Origin of the sequence: Flavobacterium sp. WC2409, from assembly GCF_041200085.1 — a bacterium.
GTDB lineage: Bacteria > Bacteroidota > Bacteroidia > Flavobacteriales > Flavobacteriaceae > Flavobacterium.
The window spans coordinates 3,813,992-3,831,102 of the sequence record NZ_CP165625.1 but is presented as its reverse complement, the minus strand read 5'-3'; the positions used below and the strand labels follow the sequence as shown (position 1 = coordinate 3,831,102).

The window sequence follows — 17,111 nt, the reverse complement described above, 5'->3', positions numbered from 1 at the left end:
TTATAAACTAAAATTCAACTTATGGAAAGGGAACAACATGAATTATATGAATATGCCAGGAAAAGATTAAAACAAAAAAAAAGGCTGTATTTTCATTTTGTTGTTTTGTTTTTAGCTAGTTTATTTCTATTCGTTTCTACTAAAATTTTAAATTTTGGAATTAATTCAAACTGGTATATCTGGATAATTACGATTTGGTTTTTCTTATTTCTTTTACACTTTATTAAAGTATACATTACCGATCGCTTTATGAATAAGAACTGGGAACGAGACCAAATAGATCGTCTTGTTGCTTTACAGCAAAAAAAAATAGAAGAATTACAATCACAAATAACCGAAGAACCCTCTAAACTAGCACAATAGAAAATGATTATAATGATTGCAGCAGCCGCTGAAAATAATGCCCTTGGAAAAAACAATGAATTAGTTTGGCATTTACCTAATGATTTCAAAAGATTTAAAAACCTTACTTCGGGACATCATATCATTATGGGAAGAAAAACATTTGAAAGCTTCCCAAAGCCACTTCCTAACAGAACACATGTTGTAATAACCCGTCAAGAAAACTATGCCCCAGAGGGATGTATTATAGTTAACAGCATGGAAAAAGCAATTGAAATTTGCCCAAAAGAGGAGAACACATATATAATTGGAGGAGGAGAAATATATGATTTAGGAATTCCCTTTTCAGATAAAATAGAACTGACATTGGTTCACCATACTTTTGAAGCCGATGCCTTTTTCCCAATAATAAACAAGGAACAATGGCAGATAATAAATTCTGAGTTTCAACAAAAAGACGAAAAGCATCTTTTTGATTTTACTTATCAAACTTACATTAGAAAATAAAAAAAAACACCCCATTTTACTGGGGTGTTTTTATTAAACTCAATGATTGGGAAAAAATGATTTACTCTTGAAACATAATTTGATAACATAATAAAAAAATCACAAATGTCAACAACACTCCAGAAATGAAGGTGATAACATTTGCTGTTTTCTGAGAATACATCTCAAAAAAGCCTTTAATACCAAATACCACGAAGGTACTAAAGACAAAGAAAATTAAAATTTCCAAAAACAAATTTAATCCTAAGAACGTATGTTGCGCTAAAAATACATTACTGTTTTTTAAAACAGCACCATCAAAACAGCTCACAAGAACAAGTGAAATTACTAGCGCAAGAAGTAACCACTTGATTTGGATCATTAATTCCCTTTTAATCATTGAATAATATCATACTTTTATTTTGTAAAATTCGGCAATATTAATGGACGCCACAATACCCACTTTTAGTGATATTTCATTTTTTTTATTAATAATGGATTCTCATGATTGCGGCAAAACGAAACAAAAAACTGTCCTAAAACTTTTATATATTTTAGAATAGTCAATTACAGTTCAAAATAGATTGTATTATATTTGTAAAAAAATAAAAAATGTCAAAAAACATAACTCCATATAAAGACTCTTCTCTAGGCAAAAAAGAACAAGTTGCAAAAATGTTTGATACAATCTCTGGTAATTACGATAATTTGAATCGTGTTATTTCCTTTGGAATAGATGTTAAATGGCGTAAAAAAGTTTTAGATATAGTATCTAAGGCAAATCCAAATGTAATTTTAGACATTGCAACAGGAACAGGAGACTTAGCTATTTTAATGGCTCAAACAAAAGCAACAAAAATAATAGGACTAGATATTTCTGCTGGAATGCTAGAAGTTGGCGTAAAAAAAATAGCCGATAAAAAACTTTCTAATACAATTGAAATGGTATTAGGAGATTCAGAAAAAATGCCCTTTGACGACAACTTTTTTGATGCAATAACAGTCGCTTTTGGCGTTAGAAATTTTGAAACTCTTGAAAAAGGACTTGTTGAAATCCTAAGAGTATTAAAACCTAATGGTGTTTTTGTTATTTTAGAAACATCAGTTCCAGATAAAACTCCTTACAAACAAGGCTACAATTTTTATAGTAAAAACATACTACCACTTATTGGAAAGTTATTTTCAAAAGATGATGTTGCCTATGGTTATTTATCTGAATCAGCAGCGGCATTTCCATATGGAGAGGCTTTGAACAATATTTTAAGAAAAGTTGGGTTTATAGATGTAGTAGCTATGCCACAAACTTTTGGAGTAGCTACAATTTATTCCGCTTCTAAAAAATAATATTGATTGTTATTTAGCATCTATATGAAAAAAATTGCTCTCTTAATTTTACTTGCTTTATCTATTAAGGGCAACTCTCAGTTTAAAAAAAGCATGTTTGGAAAAGACCCAATAATAAATTTGGAGAATTTTCAAAAAGCACGAGTATACTATGGATATTATTTAGGGTTTAATTCATTTGACTTCAAAATAGACTATAAAACCGTAGGCCCTGACATTCTTGTAAAAAGAACAACAGGGTTTAATGTAGGGATAATAGGAGATCTAAAGTTACAGGAGTATATAAACTTACGATTTGAACCTGGATTATATTACACAAAGAGAGATTTATATTATCCTGGCTTCACAACAAAACTAGACGCACTAAGAGAAGTAAACAGCACTTACATTCATTTCCCACTATTATTAAAATTCTCTTCATTGAGAACTGGAAATGTGCGCCCCTATTTAGTAGGTGGAGTAGCTTCCACTTTGAATTTATCAAGTAATTCGAAATCAATAGACGATAATAAAGAACAAAGATTTAGAGTAAAACCTTGGACCACGAGCTACGAAATAGGATTTGGTATTGATATATTTTCGGAATATTTCATATTCTCTCCTTCCATTCGAGGTTCATTTGGTATAAATGACGAGTTGATTCGCGATAATGATCCTAACAGTCCTTGGACAGGAAATATTCAATCCATAAAAAGCAGAGCCGTATTAATTAATTTTTCTTTTCATTAATTGAAATACTATTAAGTGATTCCAAAAAAACTAATTATCTTCTAAATTCGCTTAAAATAATTGCAGTCGCTGTTGCAACATTTAAACTTTCCGTTTTTCTAAGATCTCCAAAACGAGGAATAGAGAGTCTGTTTTGGATTATTTCTTCAAGTTCATCAGAGATACCGTTAGCTTCATTCCCCATTACGATGATTCCTTCTTGAGGCAAGGATTCTTTATAAATATTAGCTCCATCCATAAAAGTACCAAAAACAGGCAGTTTTGTCTGAGAGAGAAAGTCATTTAAATCAATATACCTTACATTTACTCTGGTTATCGACCCCATTGTAGCTTGCACTACTTTGGGATTATAAATATCCACCGTTTCCTTTGAACACACTATTTGATGAATTCCGAACCAATCACACAATCTCAAAATGGTTCCCAGGTTTCCAGGATCCCGAATACTATCCAAGGCTATAATCAAACCTGATTCAACAATATCTTTTTCTGCAGGCATTTTAAAAACAGCCAAACAGCTATTAGCTGTTGATAAAGCACTAATTTTTTTTAAATCATTTTCATGAATTAACGTTTTCTTGTTTATCAAAACATCCTCAAAATCATTTTGAGTAGTGTACAAATGGTCTAGTTCAAAATCAGATTGCAACAATTCCTGAATCACTTTTACCCCTTCGGCAAAAAATAATTGATTTACTATTCTATACTTTTTTTGCTGTAAACTAGTTATAAGTTTTATTTGGTTTTTACTAACCATAAAAATATGTACTTTTGAATTAAATATTTTAGAACACTTGAAAAAAATCTCTACAAAAATAACAGCATTTATTCTAATTGCAATATTTATATGCGCTTGTAATGCTGAAAAAAGAGTTCCTGATGGAAAAAAGCTCCTTACTAAAAATCAAATCATAGTAAACGGGAAATCCATCAAGGAAGAAAATGTATTTACACAACTATATCAAAAACCAAACAGTACATTATTAGGATTTCGTTTGCGATTGAATCTATACAATTTAGCGAATTTAAACCCTGATTCAACATATCAAGCTAAATTTACAAATAACCCAGGAAAATACGAACGAAAATCTAAATGGCTATCCGCGAAACAGGTGGACAGACTTGGTAAATCATTCTGGTATCATGGTATTCATGATTTTTTAAAAAAAACAGGTGAACCGCCTGTCATAATTGATCAATCTAAAACTGATAAATCAGTATTGCGTTTAAAATATTATTATTTTAACAATGGTTTTTTTAATGTAAAAGCATTATCCAAATTAGACTCTATAAAGCCAAAAAGAGGAAAAATAGAATACAACATTACTACGGGCTCACCCTACTTATTAGATTCCTTAAAGACATCTATATCTACTCCCGCTCTAGACTCTTTATACGAAACTGCTAAATCCAACACGATAATAAAATCAGGCAAACAGTATAAAACAATCGATTTTGAAAATGAAAAAAATCGTATTACAACACACTTTAGAAATAATGGGGTTTATTATTTCCAACCTACCTATGTGACTTTTGATATAGATACCATTAAAAAAGTAAACCAGGCTAACGTTAATTTAATTATTAACAACTATTCTTATCAAGAAAACGACTCAACAAAAACGGAGCCTTTTAAAATGTATACCATTAGTGATGTTAATATATACACTGATTACGCACCTAACAATAATAATCAAAAAATCACGGATAGCACCACTTACAAAAACTTCAATTTATACAGTCATAAAAAACTAAGATACAAACCACATGCAATTACGGATGCAATTTTCATAACAAAAGGATCTCTTTTTGCTGACAACAAAACGGTTTTAACTACACGTTATTTAAATAATCTTAAAATTTTCAATTACCCTAGCATTCAATATGAAGTAGATAAAAGAGACACAACATACAGTTCCTTGATAGCTAAAATATATTTGACTCCTCGAAAAAAATATAGTTTTGGCGCATCAGTGGATGTAACACATTCCAACATTCAAGATATAGGTATCTCGTTCAGCCCTTCACTATCAATACGTAATGTATTTAATGGTGCCGAAACTCTTGAAATTTCTGGTCGTGGAAATATAGGATCATCAAAAGACCTTGCAAACCCAAACAATCAACTCTTTAATGTATCAGAATATGGAGTAGATTTAAAATTAAATTTTCCAAGAATTTTCATGCCATTCTCTACTGAAAAAATCATCCCAAAGAGCATGATTCCTTCAACACTTATGGCCGTAGGATTTGCCAGACAAACAAATATTGGATTAGATAAAGAAAATTTCACAGGTTCATTTTCTTATAATTGGACACCTAAAAAAAACAACACTGCCCGTTTTGATCTATTTAATGTACAGTTTGTTCGAAATCTAAATCCAGAAAACTATTTCAATGTATATGGTTCCTCCTACAATGCATTAAATGAAATTGGTAAAATTTATAATACAGAAGCATCTTATGTTGATAATGGCGATTTAATTATCGAATCGGGAACTTCTGGATTTATAAAGAATGTATTAAATGAGAGTACCGTATTAACACCGTCAGATGATGCCTTTAAATCGGTAAAAAGCATTGAAGAAAGAAGAGTGAGACTAACCGAAAATGATTTTATATTAGCAACAAGCTTCACCTTTAGTAAAACGACTAAAACAGACTTACAAGACAATACTTTCTATCTTTTCAAAACAAAAATCGAATCAGCAGGTTCTCTTTTATCACTTATTTCAAAAGCAGCAAATCAACCTAAAAACGAAAATAATAATTTTGAACTTTTCAATTTAGAATATTCAGAATATATAAAAACAGAATTTGACTATATCAAACATTGGGATTTAAGCAAAGAAAAAGTATTTGCTGTAAGAACCTTTTTCGGTATAGCAATCCCGTTTGGAAATTCAGATAATGTTCCTTTTTCAAGAAGTTATTTTTCAGGAGGCTCTAATGACAACAGAGCATGGCAACCCTACAGTTTAGGACCAGGAAGAAGTGGAGCTACTAATGACTTTAATGAAGCAAATATGAAAATTGCATTTAGTAGCGAATTTAGATTTAAAATATTAGGCGATTTTAAAGGAGCCTTATTTGCTGATGCTGGAAATATTTGGAATGTATATGATAATGTGACTGACGAAAAATCAGTTTTCAAAGGTTTTAAAAGTCTGAAAGATCTTGCATTAGGATCTGGATTTGGATTAAGATATGATTTAAGCTTCTTCGTAATTCGATTTGATTTCGGTTTTAAAACCTACAATCCAGCTAATGAAACTGGCAAAAAATGGTTTCGTGAGTACAATTTTGGACACTCTGTTTTAAATTTTGGAATAAATTACCCCTTCTAATGCTAATTAATTCTTATTTTTGCAGTCTTAAACTAAAAACTAAAAAAACAACTAAAAAAAATTACAATGGCACATAACATCAAACCGGGCGTAGCTACAGGAGATCAAGTTCAAGAAATTTTCAATTATGCAAAAGAAAAAGGCTTTGCTCTACCTGCAGTAAATGTTACTGGTTCAAACACAATAAATGGCGTTCTTGAGACTGCAGCAAAATTAAATGCTCCAGTAATCATCCAGTTTTCAAACGGAGGAGCTCAATTTAATGCTGGAAAAGGACTTTCAAATGCAGGTGAAAAAGCAGCTATCGCTGGTGGAATTGCTGGAGCATTACACATTCATACCTTGGCTGAAGCTTATGGAGCAACAGTAATTTTACATACGGATCACTGTGCTAAGAAATTATTACCTTGGATTGACGGATTATTAGATGCATCTGAAAAACATTTTGCTACAACTGGAAAGCCTTTATTCAGTTCTCATATGATCGATTTATCTGAAGAGCCTATCGAAGAAAACATCGAAATTTGCAAAGGATACCTAGAGAGAATGAGCAAAATGGGAATGACACTAGAAATCGAACTTGGAATTACAGGTGGTGAAGAAGATGGTGTTGACAACTCAGATGTTGATAGCTCAAAACTTTATACTCAACCAGAAGAAGTTGCTTATGCTTACGAAGAATTATCAAAAGTAAGTCCTAAGTTTACAATTGCGGCAGCTTTTGGAAATGTACATGGTGTTTACAAACCAGGTAACGTAAAATTGACTCCGAAAATCTTAAAAAATTCTCAAGATTTCGTTCAAAAGAAATTCAACACTGGAAACAACCCAGTTGACTTCGTTTTCCACGGTGGTTCAGGTTCTACTTTAGAAGAAATAAGAGAAGGAATTAGCTACGGTGTAATAAAAATGAATATCGATACTGATTTGCAATTTGCATTTACAGAAGGTATTCGTGATTATATGGTTAAAAATATTGATTATTTAAAAACCCAAATTGGAAACCCAGAAGGTTCTGATGTACCAAATAAAAAATACTACGATCCAAGAAAATGGATGCGTGAAAGCGAAATGACGTTCAATGCAAGATTAGAACAAGCATTTGCTGACTTAAACAATGTGAATACGCTATAAAAAGTATTCCGTACTCAGTTTTTAGTATTCAGTAATAGGTTACTGAATACTAAAACTGACTACAAACATTGACTTGACTGATTACTTGATTACTGAACACTGAACACTTAAGAAATGGCTTGGTTTAAAAGAAAAGAAAAAGGAATTACTACTGCTACCGAAGACAAAATGGATGTCCCAAAAGGACTTTGGTACAAATCTCCAACAGGAAAAATTATTGATGCCGATGAGCTAGAACGCAACTTGTTTGTTAGTCCTGAGGATGGTTTTCATGTTAGAATTGGTAGTGCTACCTATTTCGAAATCTTGTTTGACAACAATGAGTTTGTTGAATTAGATAAAAACTTAACTTCCAAAGATCCTTTGCATTTTGTTGATACAAAAAAATATGCAGATCGATTAAAAGATGTTATGGAAAAAACCAAACTTAAAGATGCAGTGCGTACTGGAGTTGGTAAATCAAAAGGAAAAGATGTTGTTATTTGCTGTATGGATTTTGCTTTTATTGGCGGATCTATGGGTGCAGTAGTTGGAGAAAAAATTTCAAGAGGGATTGATCACGCTATCAAAAATAAACTTCCATTTATTATGATTTCAAAATCGGGTGGTGCAAGAATGATGGAAGCTGCTTATTCCTTAATGCAATTAGCAAAAACTTCTGTTAAACTAGCACAACTGGCAGACGCTAAACTTCCTTACATCTCATTATGTACGGACCCAACTACAGGAGGGACAACCGCTTCTTATGCTATGCTAGGAGACATTAACATCTCTGAACCTGGAGCTTTAATTGGATTTGCAGGACCACGTGTTGTAAGAGACACAACTGGTAAAGATTTACCAGAAGGTTTTCAAACGGCTGAATTTCTACTTGAACATGGTTTCCTAGACTTTATAACAGCCAGAAAAGAATTGAAAGACAAGATTAACTTGTACATTGATTTAATTCAAAACAATACTATAAGATAGTTTTAAAACTTCTAAAACAAAAAATCCCATCTGTACAGATGGGATTTTTTTGTTTTTATTTATTATTATTATTATTATTAAAAACCTAAGTCTACATCCCAGTTCGAATCGCTTCAACAGGATCTAATTTTGACGCTGTAATAGCAGGAAGAATTCCGGAAATCAATCCTATTAAGGCAGCCAGTCCAGTTCCTAACATAATATTCCCCATACTTAGAACAAATTCAAAGTCCAACACTTTCGTCAAAATAACAGAAATAATCCACACTAAAATCAAACCAATTACACCACCAATAACAGACAATATAACTGCCTCAAATAAAAATTGAAACAATATAAATCTATTTTTAGCACCTAAAGACTTTTGAATTCCAATTAAATTTGTTCGCTCTTTTACAGAAACAAACATAATATTAGCGATTCCAAAACCACCAACAAGTAATGAAAAACCACTTATTATCCAGCCCACAACATTCATCTGCCCAATAATACCATCAATAAGATCTGTAAAACCAGATAACACATTGATGAAAAAATTATCAATTTCACCTGCTTTCAATCCCCTCATACTTCTTAATTTATAACTCACTTCCGCTTTATAAGCATCCATATCAACCCCTTTATTAGGCTTCAACAAAATAACTGGAGTCATTGCATCATTATTATCTCCATACAAACGTCTTAAAAAATTAACGGGTAAAAAAACAGATGTATCATTACTATCCCCAAACAATCCCGCTCCTTGTTTCTTCAATACTCCAATAACAGTAAACCTTTGTCCATATAAACGAATATTTTTCCCAAGAGCATTAGAATTTTCGAAAAGTCCCTGAGCAATTTCATAGCCTAAAACGATAACAGCTGTCCCAGAATTAGACTCTGATTCATTATAAAAACGACCATCATCAAACTCAAGACCTTGAATATCGATAAACTCACTAGATACAGGAACAACATTTACATCGCTCACTAGTTTAGATTCATATTTTATAGATTCGCGCTTTACAAATAATTGATACCCTACTTGATCCGTATTATTTAACGACTCTTTCAAATTGGTATATTCATCAAATTTAACATTGGGAAACTGCTCTCTTTTCCATTGCGGTATATCAGAGGGCCCAAAAGAAAAACGCATTAAATAAATAGTGTTTTTATCTAAACTACTTAAATCCTTTGTTATTTTTCTATCTAAAGAATCAACTGCAGCCAGAACTGCAATTATGGATAAAATCCCTATAGTAACACCAAGCAAAGAAAGAAGTGTTCTTAACTTATTGTTTGTTAATGCATTTATTGCAAAACCAAAACTCTCTTTCAATAATCGTAGATAAACTAGCATAAAAATACATTTTCTATTAAAGTAAAATTCTATAAATTAAATTCAAAAACCTAATGAAATAAATATTCATTGTAATTCAGCATCATTATTTCATCATTTATAAAAATAACAGTATAATTTCTAAATTATCTCTTTTTCAAATAGTCCAATTTTCACATTAAAAAACTATTTTTGCACTTTATAATTATAACTACACATGAACACAACAAAAACAATTCAATCTGCGTTAATTTCAGTCTTTTCAAAAGAAGGCCTTGAACCAATTGTAAGACTACTAAATAGTCAAAATGTTACACTTTATTCAACAGGAGGAACTGAAGATTTTATAAAAAACTTAGGAATCCCCGTTATCCCAGTTGAAGATGTTACATCATACCCTTCAATTCTAGGTGGAAGAGTAAAAACATTGCATCCAAAAGTTTTTGGTGGAATTTTAAATCGTCAAGACAATCCAAGTGATGTGCAACAAATGGAAGAATTTAATATTCCGCAAATTGACTTAGTAATTGTTGATTTATACCCTTTTGAAAAAACAGTAGCCTCTGGAGCAAGTGAATCTGACATTATTGAAAAAATCGATATTGGTGGAATCTCTTTAATTCGTGCTGCTGCAAAAAACTTTAAGGATACTGTCATTGTAGCTTCTGTAGATGAATATAGTTCTCTCTTGGATTTAATTACAAAACAAAATGGAGCAACTACTCTTGCCGATAGAAAATTATTAGCAACAAAAGCATTTCACGTTTCTTCACACTACGATACTGCAATATTTAATTATTTCAATACTGACGAAACTATTTATAAAGAAAGTATTTCTAATGGTCAAGTTTTAAGATACGGTGAAAACCCACATCAAAAAGGATATTTCTTTGGTGATTTTGACGCCATGTTCAATAAAATACACGGTAAAGAATTATCATACAATAATTTACTTGACGTTGATGCTGCAGTAAATTTAATTAATGAATTCAAAACTGACGGTCCTACTTTTGCAATATTAAAACACAATAATGCTTGTGGATTAGCATCTAGAAATACAATTAGCGAAGCGTACAACGCTGCACTGGCTTGTGACCCAACATCCGCTTTTGGTGGAGTATTAATTGCAAATACAAAAATTGATGTAGCAACTGCTACCGAAATTAATAAATTATTTTGCGAAGTTGTTATCGCACCTGAATATGATGCAGATGCAATTAGCATTTTACAAGAAAAGAAAAACAGAATTATATTAGTTCAAAATGAAGTCGCTTTACCAGCAAAACAAGTGAGAACTTGTTTAAACGGATTGCTTATTCAAGAAAGAAATAATATCACAGACAATAAAGACGATTTAAAAACCGTTACCCTAACAAGTCCTACTGAACAAGAAATTCAGGATTTAATTTTTGCATCTAAAGTTTGTAAAAATACTAAATCTAACACGATCGTTTTTGCTAAAAACGGAACACTTATTTCTTCTGGAACAGGACAAACCTCAAGAGTAGACGCTTTGTTACAAGCAATTGAAAAAGCAAAAACATTTGGATTTGATTTACACGGCGCTTCAATGGCAAGCGATGCTTTTTTTCCATTCCCAGACTGTGTGGAAATTGCAAAAAAAGCGGGTATAACAGCCGTAATTCAACCTGGAGGATCGATAAAAGACGAATTAAGCATCAACTATTGTAATGAAAATAAAGTTGCAATGGTATTTACAGGAACACGTCATTTTAAACATTAATTTGTCTAACTTTGTATGCTCCTAATTTTTAACTTTTAAACCCCTGAAAAACTTATGGGATTTTTTGATTTCATGACCGAGGATATCGCGATAGACCTTGGAACCGCAAACACTTTAATCATACACAATGATAAAGTTGTAATAGACAGCCCATCAATTGTTGCCAGAGATAGAATTTCTGGTAAAATAATCGCTGTTGGTAAAGAAGCCAACTTGATGCAGGGTAAAACACATGAAAACATTAAGACAATAAGGCCTTTGAAAGATGGTGTAATTGCCGACTTTGATGCTTCAGAAAAAATGATTAGTATGTTTATAAAAAGCATACCAGCATTGAAAAAAAGAATGTTTACTCCTGCGCTTAGGATGGTGGTTTGTATTCCATCAGGAATTACCGAAGTGGAGATGAGAGCCGTTAAGGAATCTTGTGAAAGAGTAAATGGTAAAGAAGTGTACCTAATCCATGAACCTATGGCTGCGGCAATCGGTATTGGAATCGACATTATGCAACCAAAAGGAAACATGATTGTAGATATAGGTGGTGGAACTACTGAAATTGCTGTAATTGCGTTAGGCGGAATCGTGTGTGACAAATCAGTAAAAATTGCTGGTGATGTTTTCACAAATGACATCGTATATTATATGCGTACACAACACAACCTTTTTGTTGGAGAAAGTACTGCTGAGAAAATAAAAATCCAAATTGGTGCTGCTATAGAAGATTTAGAAACTCCTCCAGAAGACATGTCTGTTCAAGGAAGAGATTTACTTACTGGTAAACCAAAACAAGTAGAAGTTTCCTATAGAGAGATAGCAAAAGCATTAGACAAATCAATTCAAAGAATTGAAGACGCTGTAATGGAAACTCTATCACAAACCCCTCCAGAATTAGCTGCCGACATTTACAACACAGGTATATACCTTGCTGGTGGTGGATCAATGTTAAGAGGTCTAGATAAAAGAATTTCTCAAAAAACAGACTTACCTGTTTATATTGCAGAAGACCCTTTAAGAGCAGTAGTTCGTGGAACAGGAATGGCACTTAAAAACATTACAAAATTTAAAAGTATCTTAATTAAATAAGACCTTTCTTAGATGCACAATTTCATTAAACTCTGAAAATAATTTTTAAAGTTTAATGAAATTACATCTTGAAACAAAATAACAAACTTAGAAATGCAGCAAATATTTAATTTTATATTTAAAAACAGTAATAGAATACTGTTTTTGCTGTTATTATGCCTTTCGTTTTCGTTAACGATACAATCTCATTCTTATCACAAAAGCAAAATAATAAGTTCCGCTAATTTTTTAAGCGGGGGTGTTTATGAGAAAATCAATGATGTAAGTGAATACTTCAATTTGAGAACACAAAACGATGCATTAGCAATTGAGAATGCAAGACTAAAAAGTCTATTATTTAAAACCGTAGACTCTTCTGCCATCAAAAATTTTGAAAATCAAAAAACAACCTTGCCTGAAGATATCATTGTATCGAAAGTAATCCACAATTCCTATAACGTTCATGAAAATTTCCTGACCTTAAACTCTGGCTCTCTTCAAGGAGTTAAATCAGATATGGGAGTCGTTAACAACCTTGGAATAGTAGGGATAATTGATAATACTTCTCCAAGCTATTCTACAGTTATAAGCATTTTGAATGTAAAGTCTCAAATCAATGCTAAAATCAAAAAATCAAATCATTTTGGATCTTTAGTTTGGAATGGAAAAAGTACAGGTTACGTTCAATTGATAGACGTTCCTAGACTTGCATCTGTAAGAAAAGGAGACACGATAGTTACTGGTGGACAATCAGTAATCTTTCCAGAAAACATTAATATTGGTACGATTAACAAAATTTATATTGATAATCAAACCAATTATTATACTTTAGATATTAAACTTTTTAACGACATGACTAATTTAGGTCATGTTTATATCATAAAAAGCAAAGATAGAGATGAACTTAATAACCTAGAAAAAACAACGAAAAATGAATAGCACTTTGTTAGTCAATGTTTCTCGGTTTATTTTATTATTAGCCATCCAAATAATTATATTTAACAATATGAATTTTCTGGGGTTTATAATTCCACTTCCGTATATCTTATTTATAATATTATACCCCGTGAACGGGAACAAATCTGGCTTACTTTTTGCTAGCTTTTTATTGGGTTTGACAATGGATCTTTTTCTAAATTCAGGCGGAGTTCACGCAACTGCTTGTTTAGTCCTAGCATACATGAGACCATCCATTTTTAAATTTTCATTTGGAGTGAGTTATGAATACCAGACCATAAAAATTAATGATGTTTTAACACCCGAAAGATTTTCGTTTATATTCCTTTCTGTTATTATTCATCATATAACAATGTTCTTATTAGAAGCTTTTCAAGTCAGTTTCTTTTTGGACATATTAATCCGAACACTTTTGAGTGCGGTTTTTACCATAATTAGTTGTATTATTATCATTTACCTTATTAAGCCTAACAAACGATGAGAAAATTATTGCTGCCTTCTTTAATTATTGTTGCAGCATCATTGCTAGTGATTCGAATCTTTTATTTGCAAGTTATCAATGATACTTTCAAATTAAAATCCGATAATAATGCGATTAAGATAAAATACGATTACCCTGAAAGAGGTTATATCTACGACAGAAATGGAAAACTATTAGTGGCAAATCAAGCGTCATACGATATCATGGTAATTCCTAGAGAATTAAAGAATATCGATACTTTAGAGTTCTGTCAACTACTAAATATCACCAAAGAAGATTATATTAAAAAAATTGCAAAAGCTAAAATTTACAGCCCACGCTTGCCTTCTGTTTTCTTACCTCAGTTAAACAAAAGTGAATTTGCTGCTTTTCAAGAGAAAATACGAAAATTTGAAGGTTTCTATTTTCAAAAACGTTCTCTACGCGACTATGAAGTCGATTTTGGAGCAAATGTTTTTGGTTTTATCACACAGGTTAATGACAAATTAATAGCAAAAAACCCATATTATAACAGCGGTGACTTAATAGGAAAACAAGGAGTAGAAGAAAGCTATGAAAACATTTTGCGCGGAATTAAAGGGGTGAAATACTTTCAGAAAGACAAATACAATCGTGAAATAGGCTCTTACAAAGACGGAAAATATGATACGATTGCCGTTCAAGGAGAGGATATCAATTTAACTTTAGACGCTGAACTTCAAAGATATGGAGAACAGCTAATGATAAATAAAAGAGGTGGAATTGTAGCTATTGAACCTAGTACAGGTGAAATATTAGCACTAGTAACTGCTCCATCTTATGACCCTTCTATTTTAGTTGGTAGACAACGTTCTAAAAATTACACCTTACTATATAGAGACTCGATAGCAAAACCGCTATATGATAGAGGATTACTAGCGGAATATCCTCCAGGATCACCATTTAAAATCCTGACTGGATTGATTGGACTGCAAGAAGGTGTTATTGATGAACAAACTTCTTTTATGTGCCATCATGGTTTTAGTTATGCACGAGGTCGTTTTATGAAATGTCATGGTTTTGGCCCTCATAATTTACATAATGGAATCTATAACTCTTGTAATACTTATTTTGCAAATGTGTATATGCGTACCATAAACAAATTTGTAAAACCAGCCTATGCAGTTGATGTATGGAGCGATCACGTGAAAAGTTTTGGATTGGGTGATTTTATGGGATACGACTTACCTACTGGAAAAAGAGGAAATGTTCCCGATTCTAAAACATATAAGAAAATTTACCCTAATGGTGGATGGAGAAGTACAACGATTATTTCAAACTCTATTGGACAAGGGGAAGTTTTAATGACACCAATACAATTAGCTAATATGATGGCTACCGTAGCAAACGAAGGATACTACTATACTCCTCACATTATAAAAAAAATAAAAGGAACAAATATAGATCCTAAATTCAAAGTAAAACATCAGACCACCATTGACAAAAAATATTTCAAACCAATGATAAGTGGCTTGTTTGACGTATACAATTTAGGAACTGCAAGAGGACTTAATGTACCTGGTATTGACATTTGTGGTAAAACAGGAACAGCTGAAAATTATGCCAAAATTGATGGGAAAAGAGTAAAACTAGAAGATCACTCTATTTTTGTTGCCTTTGCACCAAAAGACAACCCTAAGATTGCAATTGCGATCCTTGTCGAAAATGGTGGATACGGAGCTACGATTGCAGGTCCCATTGCGAGTTTAATGATTGAAAAGTACCTAAGAAAAAAAATAACAAGAACCGATTTAGAAAAGAGAATACTAGAAAGAAGCTTAAAAGACCGCTATGCAAAACTAGGTGGAATGAAAGAAGCAAGTGCCATTGAAACAACACCTAAAGATTCAATATCTAAATTAAAGGTAACGACAAATTCAACTGTTCAGATAGACTCAACAAATCAAAATTAATAAGCGATTCGTTTCAAATGAAAAACCAAAGTATAAAGAAAAATCTTGACTGGACATGTGTCATCATTTATAGCGTATTAGTGATAATGGGATGGTTAAACATCTATTCATCATCTCTATCCTCTATTGAAGATACTTACCAAAAACAGCTTGTTTTTATCTTACTAACGATTCCTTTAATATTCATAATACTCGCCATTGACGGTAAATTTTATGAAAAATATGCCAGTATTATTTTTGGATTTGCTTTACTTACTTTGGCAGGGCTTTTCCTTTTTGGAAAAACAATAGCAGGACAAAGATGCTGGTATGCCATCGGAAGTTTCACTATCCAACCTTCTGAATTTGCGAAAGCAGCTACTTCACTAGCGATTGCAAAATATTTAAGTGATTCACAAATTAATCTAAAAGATGTAAACAGGCAAATACAAGCACTTGCAATTGTTTTTCTTCCAGTACTTCTAATATTACCACAGCCCGATCCGGGAAGTGCCCTTATTTATAGTATTTTTATAATTGTTTTATATCGTGAAGGACTTCCATCATGGTACGTATGGACTGGTTTTGTTACTATCCTTTTATTTGTATTAACGCTTGTCTTAGAACCTCAATATGTTATTCTATTAGCATTATTAGTTATTTTAATCGTTCATTTTAAATCAAGGCTTGGCGATAGAAACATAGTCTTAAGTGCAATTCTTTTTTCAGTCATTTCTGGCTTTGTTTTATCCGTAAATTATGTGTTTCAAAATGTATTCAAACAGCATCACCGCGATCGTTTCAACATTTTATTGGGAAAAACTGTCGACTTAAAGGGAATTGGATATAATACGAATCAATCAGAAATTGCTATAGGCTCTGGAGGATGGTTAGGAAAGGGTTTTCTAGAAGGAACGCAAACAAAAGGTGGTTTTGTACCAGAACAACATACTGATTACATATTTACCACTGTAGGAGAAGAATGGGGCTTTGCAGGCTCTCTAGTAGTAATTGCGCTATTCGTGAGTTTATTTCTAAGAGTAATTTATCTTGCTGAAAGACAAAAAACGAAATTCAGTAGAGTTTATGGTTATTGTGTAGCAGGAATTCTATTTATACATTTCTTTGTCAACATCGCCATGGTTATTGGCATTTTCCCAACAATTGGGGTGCCTTTACCTTTCTTTTCATATGGAGGCTCTGGTCTTTGGGGATTCACTATTTTGCTTTTTATCTTTTTAAAGATGGATGCAAACAAAGTCAATGAATGGTAAAATATAGTGTA

General features: G+C 32.1%; 16 protein-coding genes. 13 read left to right on the top strand and 3 right to left on the bottom strand.

Annotated elements, in window-relative coordinates; genetic code table 11:
• Positions 1 to 21: 21 nt before the first annotated feature.
• Positions 22 to 363 (top strand): 2TM domain-containing protein, encoded by a 342-nt coding sequence (locus AB3G34_RS16395; protein ID WP_367773304.1) that lies wholly within the window; start codon positions 22 to 24, stop codon positions 361 to 363.
• A gap of 3 nt (positions 364 to 366) precedes the next feature.
• A complete protein-coding gene (locus AB3G34_RS16390; RefSeq protein WP_369753041.1) occupies positions 367 to 849 on the top strand; it encodes a dihydrofolate reductase in 483 nt (160 codons plus the stop codon).
• A gap of 61 nt (positions 850 to 910) precedes the next feature.
• Here the strand turns inward: AB3G34_RS16390 and AB3G34_RS16385 are convergent, their stop codons facing one another.
• Positions 911 to 1,210 carry a hypothetical protein gene (locus AB3G34_RS16385; RefSeq protein WP_367756888.1) on the bottom strand — a complete coding sequence of 100 codons (300 nt, stop codon included), beginning with the start codon at positions 1,208 to 1,210 and terminating at the stop codon, positions 911 to 913.
• 230 nt (positions 1,211 to 1,440) lie between these two features.
• Between AB3G34_RS16385 and ubiE the strand changes: the two genes are divergently transcribed.
• Positions 1,441 to 2,172: a bifunctional demethylmenaquinone methyltransferase/2-methoxy-6-polyprenyl-1,4-benzoquinol methylase UbiE gene (gene ubiE, locus AB3G34_RS16380; RefSeq protein ID WP_367756886.1), complete on the top strand. Its 732-nt coding sequence runs from the start codon at positions 1,441 to 1,443 to the stop codon at positions 2,170 to 2,172.
• A 24-nt stretch (positions 2,173 to 2,196) separates the two neighbouring features.
• Positions 2,197 to 2,901, top strand: a complete 705-nt coding sequence (locus AB3G34_RS16375) for a porin family protein (RefSeq protein ID WP_367756884.1) — start codon at positions 2,197 to 2,199, stop codon at positions 2,899 to 2,901.
• A 34-nt stretch (positions 2,902 to 2,935) separates the two neighbouring features.
• Here AB3G34_RS16375 and AB3G34_RS16370 read toward each other — a convergent pair whose 3' ends face one another.
• Complete coding sequence (locus AB3G34_RS16370; protein WP_369753040.1) at positions 2,936 to 3,658, bottom strand: TrmH family RNA methyltransferase; 723 nt, start codon at positions 3,656 to 3,658, stop codon at positions 2,936 to 2,938.
• A 37-nt stretch (positions 3,659 to 3,695) separates the two neighbouring features.
• Here AB3G34_RS16370 and AB3G34_RS16365 point away from each other — a divergent pair, with 37 nt between their 5' ends.
• From AB3G34_RS16365 to accD, 3 genes are all read left to right on the top strand, one after another.
• Positions 3,696 to 6,248, top strand: coding sequence for a BamA/TamA family outer membrane protein (locus AB3G34_RS16365; RefSeq protein WP_369753039.1), 2,553 nt, complete (start codon positions 3,696 to 3,698; stop codon positions 6,246 to 6,248).
• Between the two features lie 66 nt (positions 6,249 to 6,314).
• Positions 6,315 to 7,382 carry a class II fructose-bisphosphate aldolase gene (fbaA, locus tag AB3G34_RS16360; RefSeq protein WP_367756878.1) on the top strand — a complete coding sequence of 356 codons (1,068 nt, stop codon included), beginning with the start codon at positions 6,315 to 6,317 and terminating at the stop codon, positions 7,380 to 7,382.
• Positions 7,383 to 7,496: 114 nt separating this feature from the next.
• The gene (gene accD / locus AB3G34_RS16355) at positions 7,497 to 8,351 is read left to right on the top strand and encodes an acetyl-CoA carboxylase, carboxyltransferase subunit beta (protein ID WP_367756876.1); all 855 of its coding nucleotides are present in this window, start codon (positions 7,497 to 7,499) and stop codon (positions 8,349 to 8,351) included.
• Positions 8,352 to 8,442: 91 nt separating this feature from the next.
• On the opposite strand, the gene AB3G34_RS16350 is transcribed toward accD, so the two are convergent.
• Entirely contained in the window at positions 8,443 to 9,693 is a 1,251-nt protein-coding gene (locus AB3G34_RS16350; protein WP_369753038.1) for an ABC transporter permease, read from the bottom strand.
• A gap of 196 nt (positions 9,694 to 9,889) precedes the next feature.
• On the opposite strand from AB3G34_RS16350, the gene purH reads away from it, so the two are divergent.
• The 6 genes from purH to rodA all read left to right on the top strand — a co-directional run bounded on the left by purH (position 9,890) and on the right by rodA (position 17,100).
• Positions 9,890 to 11,416 (top strand): bifunctional phosphoribosylaminoimidazolecarboxamide formyltransferase/IMP cyclohydrolase, encoded by a 1,527-nt coding sequence (purH, locus tag AB3G34_RS16345; RefSeq protein ID WP_369753037.1) that lies wholly within the window; start codon positions 9,890 to 9,892, stop codon positions 11,414 to 11,416.
• Positions 11,417 to 11,470: 54 nt separating this feature from the next.
• Entirely contained in the window at positions 11,471 to 12,499 is a 1,029-nt protein-coding gene (locus tag AB3G34_RS16340) for a rod shape-determining protein (protein WP_367756870.1), read from the top strand.
• Positions 12,500 to 12,592: 93 nt separating this feature from the next.
• A complete protein-coding gene (gene mreC / locus AB3G34_RS16335; protein ID WP_367773292.1) occupies positions 12,593 to 13,417 on the top strand; it encodes a rod shape-determining protein MreC in 825 nt (274 codons plus the stop codon).
• Complete coding sequence (locus tag AB3G34_RS16330) at positions 13,410 to 13,916, top strand: rod shape-determining protein MreD (RefSeq protein ID WP_367773290.1); 507 nt, start codon at positions 13,410 to 13,412, stop codon at positions 13,914 to 13,916. Before mreC ends, AB3G34_RS16330 begins: the two co-directional genes overlap by 8 nt.
• A complete protein-coding gene (mrdA, locus tag AB3G34_RS16325) occupies positions 13,913 to 15,847 on the top strand; it encodes a penicillin-binding protein 2 (protein WP_367756864.1) in 1,935 nt (644 codons plus the stop codon). Before AB3G34_RS16330 ends, mrdA begins: the two co-directional genes overlap by 4 nt.
• 17 nt (positions 15,848 to 15,864) lie before the next feature.
• Positions 15,865 to 17,100, top strand: a complete 1,236-nt coding sequence (gene rodA, locus AB3G34_RS16320; protein ID WP_367756862.1) for a rod shape-determining protein RodA — start codon at positions 15,865 to 15,867, stop codon at positions 17,098 to 17,100.
• The last annotated feature ends 11 nt before the right edge of the window (positions 17,101 to 17,111 follow it).